Origin of the sequence: Klebsiella sp. B345, from assembly GCF_051131735.1 — a bacterium.
GTDB lineage: Bacteria > Pseudomonadota > Gammaproteobacteria > Enterobacterales > Enterobacteriaceae > Klebsiella.
In genome coordinates this window covers 3,323,657-3,342,749 of the sequence record NZ_CP180443.1, presented here as the reverse complement: position 1 = coordinate 3,342,749, position 19,093 = coordinate 3,323,657, and the positions used below count along the sequence as shown (strand labels likewise).

Genomic DNA, 19,093 nt, shown 5'->3' with positions numbered 1-19,093 from the left:
CATGGTGTGTTTATCCGCCTGTGGTGGAGTGCATCTATCGCTCATCTTCCCAGGAGATCTGCCATGCAGGGAACACCGGTCCTGTCCATGCGTAACATTGCCAAAGCCTTTGGCAAATTTTACGCGCTGAAAGGTGTCGATCTGACGGTCTGGCCCGGCGAGATCCACGCGCTAATGGGAGAGAACGGCGCCGGTAAAAGCACGCTGATGAAGATCCTCGCAGGCGCCTATACCGCCACCAGCGGCGAGATCCTGATCGACGGGCAACCGCACGCCATTAAAGGGCCAAAAGATGCGCTGGCAGCAGGGATCACCTTGATCTACCAGGAGATGCAGCTGGCGCCTAATCTGACCGTCGCCGAGAACATTTTCCTCGGCAGCGAACTGGCGCGCGGCGGGCTGGTGCAGCGCAAAGAGATGCTTAATCAGGCTCAGGCGGTCATTGACCGCCTCGGCGCACAGTTCAGGGCCAGCGATCTGGTGATGAAGCTGACCATTGCCGAACAACAGCAGGTAGAGATCGCCCGCGCCCTGCATCGAAACAGCCGGATCCTGGTGATGGATGAACCGACTGCCGCCCTCTCTTCCCGTGAAACCCAGCGCCTGTTCGAACTGATCCTGCGCCTGCGCGACGAAGGCATGGCAATTATTTATATCAGCCATCGCATGGCTGAAGTGTATGAGCTCTCCGACCGCGTTAGCGTGCTGCGCGACGGGCAGTATGTCGGCAGCCTGACCCGCGACAAACTCAACGCTCCCGAACTGGTGCGGATGATGGTCGGCCGGCCGCTCAGCGATTTATTCAACAAAGAACGCGATATCCCGCCCGGTCAGCCGCGTCTGCGGGTTCAGGATTTGACCGACGGCAGCAAAGTCGGCGCCAGCAGCCTGGTGGTACACGCCGGGGAGATCGTCGGCCTGGCGGGACTGGTTGGCGCCGGGCGATCCGAGCTGGCGCAGCTGATTTTCGGCGTGCGCAAGGCCACCGGCGGCGTGATCGAAATCGATGGCGAGCCGGTGGTCATTCACTCGCCGCGCGAAGCCATCGACCTTGGGATCGGCTTTCTCACCGAAAACCGCAAGGAGCAGGGGCTGTTTCTCGAGCTGGCGGCGCAGGAGAACATCACCATGGCCACCCTGGAGCGGGATGCCAGCTGGGGGATGCTCAACCGCAAAAAGGCGCAGACCATCTCCGATGAGGCCATCGCCCTGCTCAATATTCGGGTGCCGCATGCACAGGTGCGCGCCGGCGGCCTCTCCGGTGGCAACCAGCAAAAGCTGCTGATCTCCCGCTGGGTCGCTATCGGCCCGCGCATTTTAATTCTTGATGAACCGACACGCGGCGTGGACGTCGGCGCCAAAAGCGAGATTTATCGCATCATGAACCAGATGGCGCGCCAGGGGGTTGCCATCCTGATGATCTCCAGCGAACTGCCGGAAGTGGTCGGGATGAGCGACCGAGTCTACGTCATGCGCGAAGGCAGCATCGTCGGCGAACTGCAGATCGGCGGCATCAGTCAGGAAAGCATTATGACGCTGGCGACCGGCGTTAACGACTCTCACCTTAAGGCGGTACAGCCATGACAATGCAGAAAACGCGCGCCGCGCAGCCGACGGCGAAATCCGCCTCGGCGAAGAAAATGCTGATGAGCGATCTGGTACAAACGGTCGGCATTTTGCCGATATTAATCCTGATTGTGGCGGTGTTTGGCTTTATCGCCCCCAATTTTTTCACCGAAAGCAATCTGCTGAACATTACCCGCCAGGCTTCCATCAACATCGTGCTCGCCGCCGGGATGACCTTTATCATTCTGACCGGGGGGATCGACCTGTCCGTCGGCTCGATTCTCGGGACTACCGCGGTGGCGGCGATGGTGGTGTCGCTGATCCCGGAGCTGTCGCTGCTCTCTATTCCCGCAGCGCTGATGCTTGGGCTGGTGCTCGGGTTGTTTAACGGCGCACTGGTCGCCTTTGCCGGACTACCGCCGTTTATCGTGACGCTCGGGACCTATACCGCCCTGCGTGGCGCGGCCTATCTGTTGGCCGATGGCACCACGGTGATTAACTCCGACATTAGCTTCGAATGGATCGGCAACGATTATCTCGGGCCAGTGCCGTGGCTGGTGGTGATCGCACTGCTGGTGGTGGTGGTGTGCTGGTTTATCCTGCGCCGCACCACCCTGGGGGTTCATATCTACGCCGTCGGCGGCAACATGCAGGCGGCGCGTCTGACCGGTATCAAAGTGTGGCTGGTGCTGCTGTTCGTCTACGGCATGAGCGGGCTACTTTCAGGGCTGGGCGGCGTGATGAGCGCATCGCGCCTGTACAGCGCCAACGGCAACCTCGGCGTGGGCTATGAGCTGGATGCCATCGCCGCCGTGATTCTCGGCGGCACCAGCTTCGTCGGCGGCATCGGCACCATCACCGGCACGCTGGTGGGGGCGCTGATCATCGCCACGCTGAACAACGGTATGACCCTGATGGGGGTCTCTTATTTCTGGCAGCTGGTGATCAAAGGGGCGGTGATCATCATCGCGGTGCTGATCGACAAATACCGCACCCGACACCATCAAAGTGCATAACAACAATACCCTACAGACAGAGGAAAACAGTATGCGTTTGAAACCCGTAGTAACCGCGCTCTGTGCCGGCGCGCTGCTTGCCTCCGCGCCTTTTGCCCAGGCAAAAGAGCTGACATCCATCGGCGTGACGGTGGGCGACTTAGCCAACCCGTTCTTTGTGCAAATCACTAAAGGGGCGGAACTGGAAGCCCGTAAGCTGGCCGGAGACAAGGTGAAAGTGACGTTGGTCTCCAGCGGTTACGATCTGGGCCAGCAGGTGGCGCAGATCGATAACTTTATTGCCGCCAAAGTCGACATGATTATCCTCAACGCCGCTGATTCCAAAGGCATTGGCCCGGCGGTTAAACGGGCGAAAGACGCGGGCATCGTGGTGGTCGCGGTGGACGTGGCCGCCGAAGGCGCCGACGCCACCATCACCTCCGATAACACCCAGGCCGGTGAAATGGCCTGTAAATACATCACCGACCGGCTGAATGGCAAAGGCAACGTGGTAATTATTAACGGACCGCCGGTCTCCGCGGTACAAAACCGCGTTGAAGGTTGCCAGACCGAGTTTAAGCGCCACCCGGATATCAAGGTGCTCTCCTATAACCAGAACGCGAAAGGCAGCCGCGAAGGGGGACTGGAAATCATGACCTCTCTGTTGGCCGCGAACCCGAAAATCGATGGCGTGTTCGCCATTAACGATCCGACGGCAATCGGTGCCGATCTGGCCGCTAAACAGGCACAACGCAAAGAGTTCTTTATTGTGGGCGTCGATGGCAGCCCGGACGGTGAAGAGGCGCTCAAGCGCAAGAACTCACTGTTTGTCGCCACTCCGGCCCAGGACCCGCAGGTCATGGCGGCGAAAGCGGTGGAGATCGGTTACGACATTCTGCAGGGTAAACCTGCACCGTCTGCACCGGTACTGATCCCGGTGATGATGATCGACAAAAACAACATTGGCAGCTACAAAGGCTGGACCGTGAAGTAACCTGAAGTCATGTAGAGTCGTTAGCCTCAGGCGCTTCCCGGTTTACGCAACCGGGGAACGCCAGGGGTTATGCCGCTTTATCGCCGTGGGTGACATCCGCGGCGAACACATAGCCCAGACCACGTAAGGTTTTAATCAGCGTCGGCTGATGGGGATTGCGTTCTATCTTACGCCGCAGGCGCATGATCAGGACGTCGATGGTCCGATCAAATACCTCGGTGCTTTCACTGTGGGTCAATGCCAGCAACTGCTCGCGATTGAGAACCCGACGGGCGTTTTGCGCCAGCGCCAGCAGCAGGCTGTACTCTCCCTGCGTCAGCGGCACGGCCTGCTGTTGCGGGTTGAACAATTCGCAGCGCAACGTATCGAGCCGCCAGCCGTTAAACATCAGCCCCGCGCTACCGCTGGCCCCTGCCCCTTCGCTACCTAAGGCACCACTGCGCCTGAGCACCGCTTTTACCCGCGCCACCACCACCCGGGAGTTAAACGGCTTGGCAATGTAGTCATCAGCCCCCATCTCCAGCCCCACCACCACATCGGCTTCGCTGCCCAGCCCGGTCAGCATCACCACCGGTAATTCCGGCCGGCTACGCTGTAATTGTTGCAGCACCAGCAAACCGTTAGTGTCCGGGAGAATCATATCCAGCAGCACCAGCGCAATATCCGTGCGCTGGGCGGCCAGCGCCAGCGCAGCGTCGCCGCGCTGACATACCAGTACCTCAAACACATGGGCGCTGAGCACGTCGCTGAGCAACTCGCCAATCGCGCTGTCGTCATCCACCACTAATATGACTGGTTTCATCACTCGCCTCTGCCCGCATGCCACGATCTCTGTCTGATTAATTCAGCAAAGCCCCTGCGACAAATCCATTCTGCGATCGCGTTTCTTCAATCGATGTCACATCTCACCGCGCTTCGACACGTCAAAACTGACGATTGCCTGCTTTTCGTCAGCATTCAGACCAAAAAATCGACGTATTATCAGTGAATACACACAATGAAAACATGGCATAGAAGATGCATATTGAGGGCGAGATAGCGCGTAGGCGCCCATTGATTAACTGGAGCAAGACCGATGAAAAAAGTCGTCACGGTTTGCCCGTATTGCGCATCAGGTTGCAAAATCAACCTGGTGGTCGATAACGGCAAAATCGTCCGGGCTGAGGCGGCACAGGGGAAAACCAACCAGGGAACCCTGTGTCTGAAAGGCTACTATGGCTGGGACTTTATTAACGATACCCAGATCCTCACCCCGCGTCTGAAAACCCCGATGATCCGCCGTCAACGTGGCGGCAGACTGGAATCCGTCTCCTGGGAGGAGGCCCTCGACTACGTCGCCACTCGCCTCAGCGAGATTAAAGCCAAGTATGGCCCGGATGCTATCCAGACCACCGGCTCATCTCGTGGGACCGGCAACGAAACCAACTATGTGATGCAAAAATTCGCACGTGCCGTTATTGGTACCAATAACGTCGACTGTTGCGCGCGCGTCTGACACGGCCCTTCGGTTGCAGGTCTGCACCAGTCGGTCGGTAATGGCGCCATGAGTAATGCCATCACAGAGATTGATAACACCGATCTCGTGTTTATCTTCGGGTATAACCCGGCAGATTCACACCCCATCGTGGCGAATCACGTGATTAACGCCAAACGCAATGGGGCGAAAATTATCGTCTGCGATCCGCGCAAAATTGAAACCGCGCGCATTGCCGATATGCACATCGCGTTGAAAAACGGCTCGAACATCGCGCTGCTCAACGCCATCGGGCATGTCATTATCGAAGAAGATCTCTACGATAAATCCTTCGTTGCCAGCCGTTCCGAGGGCTTCGAGGAGTATCGCAAAATCGTCGAAGGCTATACGCCGGAGTCGGTGGAAACGATCACCGGCGTCAGCGCGCAGCAAATTCGCGAATGCGCCCGAATGTACGCCAGCGCCAAATCCGCAGCCATTCTGTGGGGCATGGGCGTCACCCAGTTCTATCAGGGAGTGGAAACCGTACGATCGCTTACCAGCCTGGCAATCATGACCGGCAACCTCGGTAAACCGAGCGTCGGCGTGAACCCGGTACGTGGGCAAAACAACGTCCAGGGTGCCTGCGATATGGGTGCGCTGCCGGATACCTATCCGGGCTACCAGTATGTGAAGTTCCCGGAGAACCGCGAGAAGTTCGCCAAAGCCTGGGGCGTCGACAGCCTGCCGGAACACACCGGCTACCGCATCAGCGAACTGCCGCACCGTGCGGCGCATGGCGAAGTGCGGGCAGCGTACATCATGGGGGAAGACCCGCTCCAGACCGACGCCGAGCTATCTGCCGTGCGTAAAGCGTTTGAAGAACTGGAACTGGTTATCGTCCAGGACATCTTTATGACCAAAACCGCGTCGGCGGCGGATGTGATTTTACCGTCAACGTCGTGGGGCGAGCATGAAGGCGTTTATACCGCCGCCGACCGTGGTTTCCAGCGCTTCTTTAAAGCGGTAGAGCCGAAGTGGGACCTGAAAACCGACTGGCAGATCATCAGTGAAATCGCCACCCGGATGGGCTACCCGATGCACTACAACAACACCCAGGAGATCTGGGACGAGTTGCGGCATCTGTGCCCGGATTTCTACGGCGCTACCTACGAGAAAATGGGTGAGCTGGGCTACATCATGTGGCCGTGTCGCGACGAGTCCGACGCCGATCAGGGTACCTCTTATCTGTTTAAAGAGAAGTTTGATACCCCGAACGGTCTGGCGCAGTTCTATACCTGCGACTGGGTTGCGCCGATTGACAAGCTGACCGACGAGTACCCAATGGTGCTCTCCACGGTGCGTGAAGTGGGCCACTATTCGTGCCGTTCGATGACCGGCAACTGTGCGGCGCTGGCCGCGCTGGCGGATGAACCAGGCTATGCGCAAATCAACACCGCCGACGCCGCGCGTCTGGGGATTGAAGATGAAGCGCTGGTGTGGGTCAACTCGCGTAAAGGGCGGATCATCACCCGTGCCCAGGTCAGCGACCGGCCGAATAAAGGGGCGGTCTATATGACCTACCAGTGGTGGATTGGCGCCTGTAACGAGCTGGTGACCGAGAACCTGAGCCCGATTACCAAGACGCCGGAGTACAAGTACTGCGCCGTGAACGTTGAACGCATCGCCGATCAGCGCGCCGCCGAACAGTATGTGATTGACGAGTACAACAAGCTGAAAGCCCGCCTGCGCGAAAGCGCAATGGGTTAATCACACCGCCTCCCCGGAGGCGGTGCTTCACCCTGTCCGGGTTACCGGACTGCACAACCTGTAGCCCGGGCAAGGCGCAACCGCGCCGCCCCCGGGTTTTACCAAACCTGCCAGTTGCTGCCATTTTCTTCTTTTTCGCCTCCCTTTATACTGCTCGCTGTGTCCCTGACTGATAATAAAAAATGAAATACCTCTATTTACTTCTGGCATTATTTTCACTCACCGCTGGCGCCATGGAACCCGGAAGCCAGTACAAACAGCAGGCGGAAGCGGGCGATCCGCGTGCGCAATACTATCTTGCGGATACCTATGTTAGTTCCGGCGATTATCCGCAGGCTGAATACTGGGCGCAAAAGTCGGCCGATAACGGCGACGGTGACGCCCTGGCGCTGCTGGCTCAGTTAAAAATTCGCAACCCGCAGCTGGCCGATTACAAACTGGCCCGGCAGCTGGCCGAGAAATCGGTACAGACCGGCAGCAAGGCCGGAGAGATCGTCCTTGCCAGGGTGCTGGTCAACCATCAGGCCGGAAAGACGGATTATACCCACGCGATCTCGCTGCTGCAGGATGCCGCCCAGGACCCGGAAAGTGATTCTGCCGTTGATGCTCAGATGCTGCTGGGATTGATTTACGCTAGCGGGGTGCAGGCAGCGGAAGATGACGCGATGGCGACGGACTATTTTAAACGCAGCTCCTCGCTGTCCCGTACCGGGTATGCCGAATACTGGGCGGGCATGATGTTCCTGCAGGGAGAGAAAGGTTTCATCGAACCGAATCACCAGAAAGCGCTGCACTGGTTGAACGTCAGCTGTCAGGAAGGGTTTGATACCGGTTGTGAAGAGTTCGACAGAATAAGCAAAGGATAAAAAACAAGCCCGGTGCGATGGCACCGGGCCAGGTATTTTATTGGGCCGTCTTATCAAATTTGCCCAGCACCTCGCGTTCATACGCCAGCGCTTTTTTACGGTCAAACTTGTGTTCCCAACGGGCAATCACCAGCACCGCCAGGGCATTGCCCACCACGTTCAGCGCGGTACGCGCCATATCGAGAATACGGTCAACACCGGCAATAAAGGCCAGTCCTTCCAGCGGGATCCCCACGCTACCCAGCGTCGCCAGCAGCACGACGAAGGAGACGCCCGGCACGCCGGCAATCCCTTTCGAGGTCACCATCAGCGTCAGCACCAGGGTGATTTCCTGCCACAAAGAGAGGTCAATGCCGTACAGCTGTGCGATGAAGATAGCCGCGATGCTTTGATACAGCGTCGAGCCGTCGAGGTTAAAGGAATAGCCAGTTGGCACCACGAAACTGGTAATCGAAGCCGGCGCGCCATAGGCTTCCATCTTCTCAATAATTCGCGGCAGCACGCTCTCAGAACTGGCGGTTGAGTACGCTAGAATCAGCTCATCCTTCAGGATGCGGATCAGGATCCAGATGCTCAACCCGCATATCCGCGCCACGGTACCCAGCACCACCAGCGCGAAGAACAGGATCGCGAAGTAAACCAGAATCACCAGCTTCGCCAACGGCCACAGCGAGGCGAAACCGAAGGTCGCTACGGTGACGGAGATCAGCGCAAACACCCCGACCGGCGCATAGCGCATCACCATGTGGGTCACTTTAAACATGGTTTCGGAGATGGAACGGAAAACGGTGACCAGCGGTTCGCGATGGGTCGCTGGCAGCGAAGAGAGCCCCAGCCCGAACAGCACCGAGAAGAAGATAATCGGCAGCATTTCGCCTTTCGCCATAGAGGCGACGATGTTGGTCGGCACCAGAGACAGGATCGTCCCCATCAGACCATGTGCATGGTTTTGTACTTCCGCCGTCGTGCTCTGATATTTCGAAATATCCACCGCCGCCAGTTGCGACATATCAATGCCGCTTCCCGGCTGGAACACGTTGGCCAGGGTAATCCCCAGCACAATCGCCACCGTGGTGATAACTTCAAAATAGATAATGGTTTTGGCACCGATGCGGCCGAGCTGTTTGGCATCGCCTACGCCCGCAATCCCGACGATCAGCGTCGAAATAACAATCGGTACGACGATCATTTTGATCAGATGGATAAAGATATCGCCCGCCGGCGTCAGGAAGTTCGAAATGATCCATTCGCGACTTTCGGCGTGATAATGCAGGTAACTGCCCAAAAGGATACCCAGCACCAGGGCCAGCAAAATTTGCCAGGCCAGACTGACGTTTGTTTTTTTCTTCACTACAGACTTCCTCAATGAAAGGCAGCATTCCCAGAGGTAATGATGCCCACTGAAAGGGGTATGAATTGTGTTGCGTTGCTGTATGGGGTTTTTTAACGCGCAGTATCAGTATCATTTGCACGGCATGCTACGCAAGCGTTTAAGAACAGGGCTTTCCGCTGGTTTTGTGCATAAACTCACGAACTTTCCCCACTTATATTGCATAAGTATTTGTTATAAAAAAATTTCATAAATTCAATTTCTATAAATACATCAGAGAAATTATTCCACTTCAAAGTTTCATTTGATTGATTTTCATTCAGTTGAATTAATGCGTGATCTGTCCCCCAAATAGCAAACAAAGCCGCTAAAGCCCCTACAATTAACGTTTACTTGACATATATTTAACAATCTAAAGGAGAAAAAAAGCCATGAGCCAAATACATAAACATTCTATTCCCGCTAACATTGCGGACAGCTGCCTGATTAACCCGGAACAGTACAAGGCAAACTATCAACAATCGATTACTGACCCCGAGAGTTTCTGGGGTGAGCAAGGCAAAATCCTTGACTGGATGCAGCCCTATACCCGCGTAAAGAACACCTCGTTCGCGCCCGGCAACGTCTCCATCAAATGGTATGAAGACGGCACCCTGAACCTCGCAGCGAACTGCCTCGATCGCCACCTCGCCGAACGCGGCGACCAGACCGCGATTATCTGGGAGGGCGACGACGCCAGCCAAAGCAAGCACATTACCTATCGTGAACTGCATCGCGACGTGTGCCGTTTTGCTAACGTCCTGCTCAATCTCGGTATTAAAAAAGGCGATGTTGTCGCCATCTATATGCCCATGGTGCCGGAAGCGGCCGTCGCTATGCTGGCCTGCGCCCGTATCGGCGCCATCCATTCGGTGATCTTCGGTGGTTTCTCCCCTGAGGCGGTTGCCGGGCGCATTATCGATTCCAGCTCTCGTCTGGTGATCACCGCTGACGAAGGCCTGCGTGCCGGTCGCGCGATCCCGCTGAAGAAAAACGTCGATGATGCGCTGAAAAACCCGAACGTCACCACTATCGAGCATGTCGTGGTCCTCAAACGCACCGGCGGCAAAATCGACTGGCAGGAAAATCGCGACCTGTGGTGGAGCGATCTGATTGAGCAAGCCAGCGCGGATCATCAGCCGGCCGAGATGAATGCCGAAGACCCGCTGTTCATCCTTTATACCTCCGGTTCCACCGGCAAGCCGAAAGGGGTGCTGCACACCACCGGCGGCTATCTGGTCTATGCGGCCACTACCTTTAAATACGTCTTCGACTACCATCCTGGCGAAATCTACTGGTGCACCGCCGATGTGGGCTGGGTCACCGGTCACAGCTATTTGCTGTACGGCCCGCTGGCCTGCGGCGCCACCACCCTGATGTTCGAAGGCGTGCCAAACTGGCCAACCCCGGCACGCATGTGCCAGGTGGTCGATAAGCATAAGGTCAATATCCTCTACACCGCGCCGACGGCGATCCGTGCGCTGATGGCGGAAGGTGATAAGGCAATCGAAGGCACAGACCGTTCTTCCCTGCGTATTCTGGGTTCCGTCGGCGAGCCGATTAACCCGGAAGCCTGGGAGTGGTACTGGAAGAAGATCGGCAACGAAAAATGCCCGGTGATGGACACCTGGTGGCAAACCGAAACCGGTGGCTTCATGATTACCCCGCTGCCGGGGGCCATCGAGCTAAAAGCCGGTTCCGCCACGCGGCCTTTCTTCGGCGTGCAGCCGGTGCTGGTCGATAACGAAGGTACTCCGCTGGAAGGTGCGACGGAAGGCAATCTGGCAATCGCCGATTCCTGGCCGGGGCAGGCACGCACGCTGTTTGGCGACCACGAGCGCTTTGAACAGACCTACTTCTCCACCTTCAAAAATATGTATTTCAGCGGCGACGGCGCGCGTCGTGACGAAGATGGTTATTTCTGGATCACCGGGCGCGTGGATGACGTGCTGAACGTCTCCGGCCACCGCCTGGGCACCGCGGAAATCGAATCGGCGCTGGTCTCGCACCCGAAAATTGCCGAAGCGGCAGTGGTCGGCATTCCACATAACATTAAAGGCCAGGCGATTTACGCTTACGTGACGCTGAATCACGGTGAAGAACCGACGCCAGAACTGTATGCCGAAGTGCGCAACTGGGTTCGTAAAGAGATTGGCCCGCTGGCCACGCCGGATGTGCTGCACTGGACCGATTCATTACCGAAAACCCGCTCTGGTAAAATCATGCGCCGTATTCTGCGCAAAATTGCCGCGGGCGATACCAGTAACCTCGGCGATACCTCAACGCTGGCGGATCCGGGCGTGGTGGAAAAACTGCTCGAAGAGAAGCAGGCCATCGCCATGCCGTCATAAACCAACGCATTCCCCACACCCTCTCCCCTTCAGGGGAGAGGACATAAATAATAGCCCCTAAGGATTCCACGTAGCAGGACAGCGCAAGCCCTCCTCTTCCCGACAGCGCGCTGCCGGGCGGATAAGTGCTGCCGCTGAATGGCGTGTGGATGACAAAAGGGATACCTCTGGAGACGCTGTAATGAATGAACAAATTTGTCAGCGGATAGAAGATAGTGCGCATTTCAGGGAGTTAGTTGCTACCCGGCAAAGGTTTGCCGCCATCTTGTCGCTGATTATGTTGGTTATCTACGTGGGCTTTATTTTGCTCATCGCCTTCGCCCCTGGCTGGCTTGGCACACCGCTGCATGCCGGAACCAGCGTCACCCGAGGCATTCCTATTGGCATCGGCGTTATCGTTATCTCTTTTGTACTGACCGGGATTTATGTCTGGCGGGCAAACGGTGAGTTTGATCGCCTGACGAAAAGTGTGATTAACGAGGTACACGCATCATGAAGAAAGTCCTGACGGCGATTGCCGCCACACTCCCTTTTTCCGTGAGTGCCGCTGACGCTATTTCCGGTGCGGTGCAGCGCCAGCCGACAAACTGGCAGGCGATCATCATGTTCCTGATTTTTGTCGCCCTCACGCTGTATATCACCTATTGGGCATCAAAACGGGTACGCTCCCGTAACGACTATTACACGGCGGGCGGTAATATCACCGGTTTCCAGAACGGGCTGGCGATTGCCGGCGACTTTATGTCGGCGGCCTCCTTCCTCGGTATTTCTGCGCTGGTCTACACCTCCGGCTACGACGGGCTGATTTACTCCCTTGGCTTCCTGGTCGGCTGGCCGATTATTCTGTTCCTGATTGCCGAACGCCTGCGTAACCTCGGGCGCTACACCTTCGCCGACGTCGCCTCCTATCGCCTGAAACAAGGGCCAATTCGTACCCTCTCCGCCTGCGGTTCGTTGGTGGTGGTGGCGCTGTATCTGATTGCGCAGATGGTTGGCGCAGGCAAGCTTATCCAGCTGCTATTCGGCCTGAACTATCACGTGGCGGTGGTGTTGGTCGGCGTGCTGATGGTGCTCTACGTCCTGTTCGGCGGCATGCTTGCCACCACCTGGGTGCAGATTATCAAAGCGGTTCTGCTGCTGTGCGGCGCCAGCTTTATGGCCTTTATGGTCATGAAACACGTCGGCTTCAGCTTCAATAATCTGTTCAGCGAAGCCATGGCGGTACACCCGAAAGGGGCGGCCATCATGAGCCCGGGCGGATTGGTGAAAGACCCGATATCCGCGCTGTCGCTTGGCCTCGGACTGATGTTTGGTACCGCCGGTCTGCCGCATATTCTGATGCGTTTCTTCACCGTGAGCGATGCGCGTGAGGCGCGGAAAAGCGTGTTCTACGCCACCGGCTTTATGGGCTATTTCTATATTCTGACCTTTATTATCGGCTTCGGCGCGATCATGCTGGTCGGGGCAAACCCGGCGTTCAAAGACTCGGCGGGCGTGCTGATTGGCGGCAATAACATGGCGGCGGTCCATCTGGCTGACGCGGTAGGCGGCAATCTGTTCCTTGGCTTTATTTCCGCCGTCGCCTTCGCCACGATTCTGGCGGTGGTCGCGGGCTTAACCCTGGCAGGCGCATCGGCGGTCTCTCACGACCTGTACGCCAACGTCTTCCGCAAAGGCGCCAGCGAGCGTGATGAACTGCGGGTGTCAAAAATCACCGTGCTGTTGCTGGGAGTGGTGGCGATTCTGCTAGGGATCCTGTTCGAAAACCAGAACATCGCCTTCATGGTAGGTCTGGCCTTCTCGATTGCTGCCAGCTGTAACTTCCCGATCATTCTGCTGTCGATGTACTGGTCGAAGCTTACCACTCGCGGTGCGATGGTAGGCGGCTGGCTGGGGCTGCTAACGGCGGTTATCCTGATGATCCTCGGCCCGACAATTTGGGTGCAGATCCTCGGTCATGAAAAGGCGATATTCCCGTATGAATATCCGGCGCTGTTCTCTATCGCCATCGCCTTTGTGGGTATCTGGTTCTTCTCCGCTACCGACAACTCTGCCGAAGGGATGCGCGAGCGCGAGCAGTTCCGCGCGCAGTTTATCCGTTCGCAGACCGGTATCGGTATCGAACGCGGGCAGGCGCACTAACCTGACCTTCCCCGGCCACATGGCCGGGGAAATTAAAACATCAGCAGACGGACCAGCGGTGCTGCCAGCACCGTCACCACGCCGGACAGCATCATCACCAGACTGGCGACGACCCCTTCCTGTGGCCCTAGCTCATATGAACGCGCGGTACCCGCTCCGTGAGACGCCGCACCGAATCCGGCCCCCTTTGCCATCCCGCCGCGAATGGCGAGCCGCATAAACAGCACATCGCCCACCGCCATGCCAAACACGCCGGTAATCACCACAAACAGCGCCACCAGCTCCGGCTGGCCGCCAATCGGTTTGGCCGCCGCCAGCGCAAACGGCGTAGTGATCGAACGGACCGCCAGGCTGCGCTGGATCTCATCCGGCAGGGTCAATAGCCGGGCCAGCCAGACCGAGCTGGTCACCGCCACAACCACCGCGGTGGTCACCCCGGCGCTCAGCGACATCCAGTGACGTTTAATCACCGCCAGGTTGTCATACACCGGGACCGCAAACGCGATAGTCGCCGGCCCCAGCAGCCATAACAGCCAGTGGGCTTCGCCCATATAGTTCTGATAAGAAATGTGGCCAAAAACCAGGATCAGCACCAGCAGCAGCGGGGTAAAAACCAGCGGCATCAGCGGCAGCTTGTGAAAACGACGATACAAGCGCTTATTGGCGAAATAGAGCACCAGCGTGACGATCAGACACAGCAGGCTCAGTTGAAAATTACTCATGCTTCATCCTGCTGATTTCATAGCGATACACTTTATCCACCACCCACGCGGTGGCCCCCAGCACCATCAGGGTACTCAGGGCAATCACCAGGAAGATTCGCCAACCATCCACCATCAGCAGTTGGGTGTAATTCACCACCGCCACCACCGCCGGAACGAAGAACAGCAGCATCTCTGCCAGCAGCCAGCGGGAGCCTGCCCGCACCCAGTTTAACGGGATCACCCGGCAGACGATTAACGCCAGCAGCAGCAGCATACCGACCAGATTCGCCGGCAGGGGCAGATGCAGCCAGTTCACTAAATAGTCAGCGCAGACAAACAATCCGGCATAGATGAGCACCTGAACGGGTACCTGAAGGCGTTGTACAACGAGGGGGGTCATACGAGCTGGCGCGAAGGCCATGAGCGAAATTCCTGAAAAAGAAGCGAGGTGTGCAGTATAGAGAGCCGCCGGAACGGACAGAAATGAATTAAAATCATCACAGGTATAGTCTCTGGGAATAATTATGGATATCCGAACGCTGCGCTATTTTGTCGAAGTGGTGCGCCAGCAGAGTTTTACCCGCGCTGCGGAAAAACTGTTTGTGACGCAACCCACGATCAGCAAGATGCTCAAAAATCTGGAAGATGAGCTGAACTGCACCCTGTTGATTCGCGATGGTCGCAAGCTCCTGCTAACCGACACCGGACGGGTGGTTTTTGAACGCGGACAGGCAATTCTGGGTGAGTTTCATCAGCTGGAATCGGAGCTGAGCGATATTAACCATCTTCACAAGGGTATCCTGAGACTGGGGATCCCGCCGATGGTGGGGATGCTGATGGCCGAGCCTATCAGCCAGTTTCGCCAGCGCTACCCGGGCGTCGAACTGAAGATTTCGGAATTCGGTGGCCTGACGGTGCAGCAGGCGGTGAGCAACGGCGAGCTGGATCTTGCGATGACAGCGCTGCCGGTTGACGAAAACAGCGGCCTGAGCACCCTGCCGTTGTTCAACCACCCGCTGTGCGTGCTGACCCCAAGGACAGAGCAATGGGCGCAGGTTAAATCGCTGTCACCGGAGGCGCTCGCGGCCCATCCACTGGTGATTTATAACGAAGATTTCGCCCTCAGCCGCCAGCTGATGGCGCTGTTTACCTACCATGATGTGAAGCCCCGTATCGCGGTGCGCAGCGGCCAGTGGGATTTCCTGGCGGCGATGGTACAGGCGGGCATCGGCGTGGCGATCCTGCCGCAGCCGATCTGTGAACGCCTCGATGCGCAGGATTTTTGCTGGATACCGTTGCAGAGTGAACTGCACTGGGAACTGGGGATGATCTGGCGGGAAGGGGTTTATCTGTCGCACAGCGCCCAGGCGTGGCTGGAGTGCAGTAAGGCCTTCTGGCTGGAATAAGCTCCCGTAGCCCCGGTATGCGTAGCGCCACCGGGGAACGGGTGCGGTATTACTGATCTTCGATTAACAGCGCTTCCAGCAGGTCCAGATCGTGCAGCAGTTTCTGCAGCGTCTCATTGCTGATCTGCCGGGTCGCACGCAGGTGATACAACTCCCCGCGTTCCGAACGCAGCGCCGCCAGACGGAACCGACGCTCAAGCTGCTCTTCGAGGATGGAGGTTTCGACGTCGTTACGTCCGTCAACGCGGCGGCGCAGGTTGCCGATCACCCTGGAGCTGACCTCGGTCAGCAGTTGGTTATCGATATTCTCTTTGGTATCCGCCGCCAGTCGCTCCTCCATTTTCTGAATCGCGACAATGGCAACATCGGCGGTCGCCGCGCGGGCCAGCCGCTCCTCTTTACGCTGCTGGACATGGTCGCTCGACTCGATATGCCTCAGCAGAATCGGCAGCGCAATCACGCCGACAAACAGCGAGAACAAGATCACCCCCGCCGCCAGAAAGACCAGCTCATAACGTGCCGGGAAGACGTTGCCGTCCGGCAGCAGCAGCGGAATCGACAGGACACCGGCCAGCGTAATCGCTCCGCGCACCCCGGCAACGGAGGAGATCAGCAGCTCACGAGTGGTCCATGAACCAAACTCCATCGGTTTCTTTTTCAGGAAGCGCTGGCTTAATTTACGCATCGTCCACAACCAGCCAAAACGCACCAGCATCAGCGCTGCATAGATCAGGATGATGTCGGTAAACAGCATCCAGGTTTCAACGTTAGGGTCCGCTTCGGCCGCCACCAGCGAGGTCGACAGAATATCCGGCAGCTGCAGGCCTAACAGCAGGAACACCATGCCGTTAAACACGAACTCCAGCATCGCCCAGGTGCTGTTCGCACGCAGACGCATCGCCAGCGGCGCCGTGCGCATCACCCCGGAACGGGTAATGGTCATCCCTGCCGCGACCGCCGCCAGGATCCCGGAAACACCAACATGTTCAGCGATCAGGTAGGAGGCAAACGGTAGCAGGAACAGCAGGACAATCTGCGTGGCAGGCTCGTCGCCGCCCCAGCGGCTGAGAAAGCGCATCGAGCGCCCGTACAGCCAGCTGACCACAAAACCGGCCAGGATGCCACCGATCGCCACTTTCAGGAATTCGACGGTCGCACCGCCGACGGTAAAGACCATCGTCCCCATCGCCACGGCGACGGCAAACTTCAGCGAGACCAGGCCGGAGGCATCGTTCATCAACGCCTCGCCTTGCAAGATCCCCATAATTTTTTTCGGGATGCGTCCCTCACCGACAATGCCCGACAGCGCGACGGCATCGGTCGGTGACAGCACCGCCGCCAGCGCAAATGCTGGAATCAGCGGAATACCCGGAACAATCCAGTAAATCAGGAAGCCGATACCCACCACCGTCACCAGCACCAGTGCCAGCGCCAGCCCGAGGATTTCCCGGCCGTGCTCGATAAATTCGCGGGTCGGCGTCTTCCAGCCGTCGGCAAACAGCAGCGGCGGGATAAACAGGACCAGGAAGAGCTCGGGGTCAAATTCAACGTGCAGACCAAAGGTCGGCCACGCCAGCATCGCACCAATGGCGATCTGCATTAACGGGAGTGGAACCTGGAAGGGCAGTACGCGTGTAACCACCCCGGAAAGCGAGACCACGAGGGTCATGATGAGTATGGTGAAGAATATTTCCATGTGTTCCCTGTTCGCTGCGTTTTATTATTTTACACCTGAGGCGTCATGCCTCTGGATGATACGCTACTCAGATTAACGCAAAAGGAAACCGGATGTGGCTTAAAAATAAAACGGGCGGCCTGAGCCGCCCGTTCACCGCAAGAAAAGCTTAAATAGCCCAACCGCCGGCGTAGAAGATCACCAGCGCCGCGGCGATGATGACGGTACCCAGGTTCAGCTTACGCCATTCGCCAGAGACCAGACGGCCAATCACCAGGGTGGCAAAACCGATCATAATGCCGGTCACGATGTTACAGGTCAGCACGATAAAGACCGCGGTGATCAGACCCGCCATCGCATCGACGAAATCATTAAAGTCGATTTTGGCAACGTTGCTCAGCATCAGCAGGCCGACATACATCAGCGCCGGTGCCGTGGCATACGCCGGGACCAGATATGAGAGCGGAGAGAGGAACAGGATCAGCAGGAACAGCACGCCAACGGTCACCGCAGTCAGGCCGGTTTTGCCGCCCGCCGCAGTACCCGCCGCCGATTCGATATATACGGCTGCCGGTGCAGCCCCGACCACGCCGGAGAACACGCTGCTCAGGGAGTCTGTGGTCAGCGCTTTGCCGCCGTTAATAATCTGCCCGTCTTTATCCAGCAGGTTTGCCTGACCCGCCACCGCACGAATGGTGCCGGTCGCATCAAACACCGCGGTCATCACCAGCGCCAGCACGCTAGGCAGTACCACCGGATTCAGCGCGCCCATAATGTCCAGGCTGCCAATCAATGAGTTGCCTTTGTCATCGCTCAGCGAAGGCATCGCGAAAATACCGGAGAAGTGGACGTTCGGATCAAAAATCAGGCCGACAATCGAGACGCCGATAATCGTCAGCAGGATACCGCCCGGGACTTTCATTTTTTCCAGGCCAATGATCACCGCCAGGCCAATCAAGGACATGATCACCGGGAAGCTGTCGAAGTTACCCAGCGCGACCGGCAGGCCGTCCAGCGGGTTTTTAATGACCAGGCCCACGCCGTTAGCGGCGATCAGCAGCAGAAACAGGCCGATACCAATCCCGGTACCGTGCGCAACGCCCTGCGGTAAATTGCGCAGGATCCAGCTACGAATGCCGGTGGCGGAAATCACCGTAAACAGTACACCCATAAGGAATACGGCGCCCAGCGCCACCGGGATACTGATGTGCTGTCCCAGCACCAGGCTGAAGGCAGTAAAAGCGGTCAGCGAGATAGCACAACCGATTGCCAACGGCAGGTTCGCCCACAGCCCCATCACCAGAGAGCCGACGCCTGCGACCAGACAGGTGGAAACAAACACCGCGGCCGGAGGGAACCCGGCTTTCCCCAGCATACCTGGGACAACAATAACCGAGTACACCATCGCCAGAAACGTGGTTAGACCGGCGACAATCTCCTGACGAACGGAGCTGCCACGAGCTGAAATTTTAAACCAGGCGTCAAGTGAACCGCCGGCACGCGCTGAAGGCGTAGACATAGAAAACGTCCCCTGAAAATTTTTATCGTTTGTCTGCATACGTGGTGGACCATCCACTGCCAGTTAAACGCGATCTCCTTGTGCTACTTCGCAGCGCCAGGGGGCTGCAAAAAGCAAACGTTTAACTCCGCGCATGCAATACGGTGGTCAGAATGAATTTGCTCCCCCCAGAACAGAGGTAAATAGCGAGCAAAATAAAAAAGCAAACGATTATCCAGCCATTAGATGGGCCTTTTCAACAGATGTTTACGCTAATTCGCTAAATTTTGCTTATGATGCTCAC

At 57.3% G+C, this 19,093-nt stretch carries 15 protein-coding genes; 9 read left to right on the top strand and 6 right to left on the bottom strand.

Going from position 1 to position 19,093, the window contains the following annotated elements; all coding sequences use genetic code 11:
* Positions 1-63 precede the first annotated feature (63 nt).
* The 3 genes from ACMYSO_RS15675 to ACMYSO_RS15665 are packed head-to-tail and all read left to right on the top strand — an operon-like array spanning position 64 to position 3,555.
* On the top strand, positions 64-1,584 hold the full coding sequence (locus tag ACMYSO_RS15675; protein WP_434665772.1) for a sugar ABC transporter ATP-binding protein: 1,521 nt from the start codon (positions 64-66) through the stop codon (positions 1,582-1,584).
* A 2-nt stretch (positions 1,585-1,586) separates the two neighbouring features.
* Positions 1,587-2,582 (top strand): ABC transporter permease subunit, encoded by a 996-nt coding sequence (locus ACMYSO_RS15670; RefSeq protein WP_434670822.1) that lies wholly within the window; start codon positions 1,587-1,589, stop codon positions 2,580-2,582.
* 31 nt (positions 2,583-2,613) lie between these two features.
* A complete protein-coding gene (locus ACMYSO_RS15665; protein WP_434665769.1) occupies positions 2,614-3,555 on the top strand; it encodes an ABC transporter substrate-binding protein in 942 nt (313 codons plus the stop codon).
* 67 nt (positions 3,556-3,622) lie between these two features.
* On the opposite strand, the gene ACMYSO_RS15660 is transcribed toward ACMYSO_RS15665, so the two are convergent.
* Positions 3,623-4,357: a response regulator gene (locus tag ACMYSO_RS15660; protein WP_434665766.1), complete on the bottom strand. Its 735-nt coding sequence runs from the start codon at positions 4,355-4,357 to the stop codon at positions 3,623-3,625.
* 273 nt (positions 4,358-4,630) lie between these two features.
* On the opposite strand from ACMYSO_RS15660, the gene fdhF reads away from it, so the two are divergent.
* Together fdhF and ACMYSO_RS15650 are read left to right on the top strand one after the other, a co-directional pair.
* Complete coding sequence (gene fdhF, locus ACMYSO_RS15655; protein WP_434665764.1) at positions 4,631-6,778, top strand: formate dehydrogenase subunit alpha; 2,148 nt, start codon at positions 4,631-4,633, stop codon at positions 6,776-6,778.
* A gap of 182 nt (positions 6,779-6,960) precedes the next feature.
* Complete coding sequence (locus ACMYSO_RS15650; RefSeq protein ID WP_434665762.1) at positions 6,961-7,644, top strand: tetratricopeptide repeat protein; 684 nt, start codon at positions 6,961-6,963, stop codon at positions 7,642-7,644.
* A 37-nt stretch (positions 7,645-7,681) separates the two neighbouring features.
* On the opposite strand, the gene gltP is transcribed toward ACMYSO_RS15650, so the two are convergent.
* Positions 7,682-8,995, bottom strand: coding sequence for a glutamate/aspartate:proton symporter GltP (gene gltP, locus ACMYSO_RS15645; RefSeq protein ID WP_434665760.1), 1,314 nt, complete (start codon positions 8,993-8,995; stop codon positions 7,682-7,684).
* A 410-nt stretch (positions 8,996-9,405) separates the two neighbouring features.
* On the opposite strand from gltP, the gene acs reads away from it, so the two are divergent.
* The 3 genes from acs to actP all read left to right on the top strand — a co-directional run bounded on the left by acs (position 9,406) and on the right by actP (position 13,506).
* The gene (gene acs / locus ACMYSO_RS15640; protein WP_434665758.1) at positions 9,406-11,364 is read left to right on the top strand and encodes an acetate--CoA ligase; all 1,959 of its coding nucleotides are present in this window, start codon (positions 9,406-9,408) and stop codon (positions 11,362-11,364) included.
* A gap of 181 nt (positions 11,365-11,545) precedes the next feature.
* Positions 11,546-11,860, top strand: coding sequence for a DUF485 domain-containing protein (locus tag ACMYSO_RS15635; RefSeq protein ID WP_434586755.1), 315 nt, complete (start codon positions 11,546-11,548; stop codon positions 11,858-11,860).
* Complete coding sequence (gene actP / locus ACMYSO_RS15630; RefSeq protein ID WP_434586756.1) at positions 11,857-13,506, top strand: cation/acetate symporter ActP; 1,650 nt, start codon at positions 11,857-11,859, stop codon at positions 13,504-13,506. Before ACMYSO_RS15635 ends, actP begins: the two co-directional genes overlap by 4 nt.
* A 32-nt stretch (positions 13,507-13,538) precedes the next feature.
* Here actP and ACMYSO_RS15625 read toward each other — a convergent pair whose 3' ends face one another.
* Together ACMYSO_RS15625 and ACMYSO_RS15620 are read right to left on the bottom strand one after the other, a co-directional pair.
* Entirely contained in the window at positions 13,539-14,228 is a 690-nt protein-coding gene (locus ACMYSO_RS15625; RefSeq protein ID WP_434586757.1) for an LrgB family protein, read from the bottom strand.
* A complete protein-coding gene (locus ACMYSO_RS15620) occupies positions 14,221-14,631 on the bottom strand; it encodes a CidA/LrgA family protein (RefSeq protein WP_434665755.1) in 411 nt (136 codons plus the stop codon). The genes ACMYSO_RS15625 and ACMYSO_RS15620 overlap by 8 nt, the downstream gene beginning before the upstream one ends.
* A 103-nt stretch (positions 14,632-14,734) precedes the next feature.
* Between ACMYSO_RS15620 and ACMYSO_RS15615 the strand changes: the two genes are divergently transcribed.
* Positions 14,735-15,616, top strand: a complete 882-nt coding sequence (locus tag ACMYSO_RS15615; RefSeq protein ID WP_123757769.1) for a LysR family transcriptional regulator — start codon at positions 14,735-14,737, stop codon at positions 15,614-15,616.
* Positions 15,617-15,665: 49 nt separating this feature from the next.
* Here the strand turns inward: ACMYSO_RS15615 and ACMYSO_RS15610 are convergent, their stop codons facing one another.
* Positions 15,666-17,312, bottom strand: coding sequence for a Na+/H+ antiporter (locus ACMYSO_RS15610; RefSeq protein WP_434665753.1), 1,647 nt, complete (start codon positions 17,310-17,312; stop codon positions 15,666-15,668).
* Between the two features lie 148 nt (positions 17,313-17,460).
* The gene (locus tag ACMYSO_RS15605) at positions 17,461-18,810 is read right to left on the bottom strand and encodes an NCS2 family permease (protein ID WP_434665751.1); all 1,350 of its coding nucleotides are present in this window, start codon (positions 18,808-18,810) and stop codon (positions 17,461-17,463) included.
* Positions 18,811-19,093: the final 283 nt, after the last annotated feature.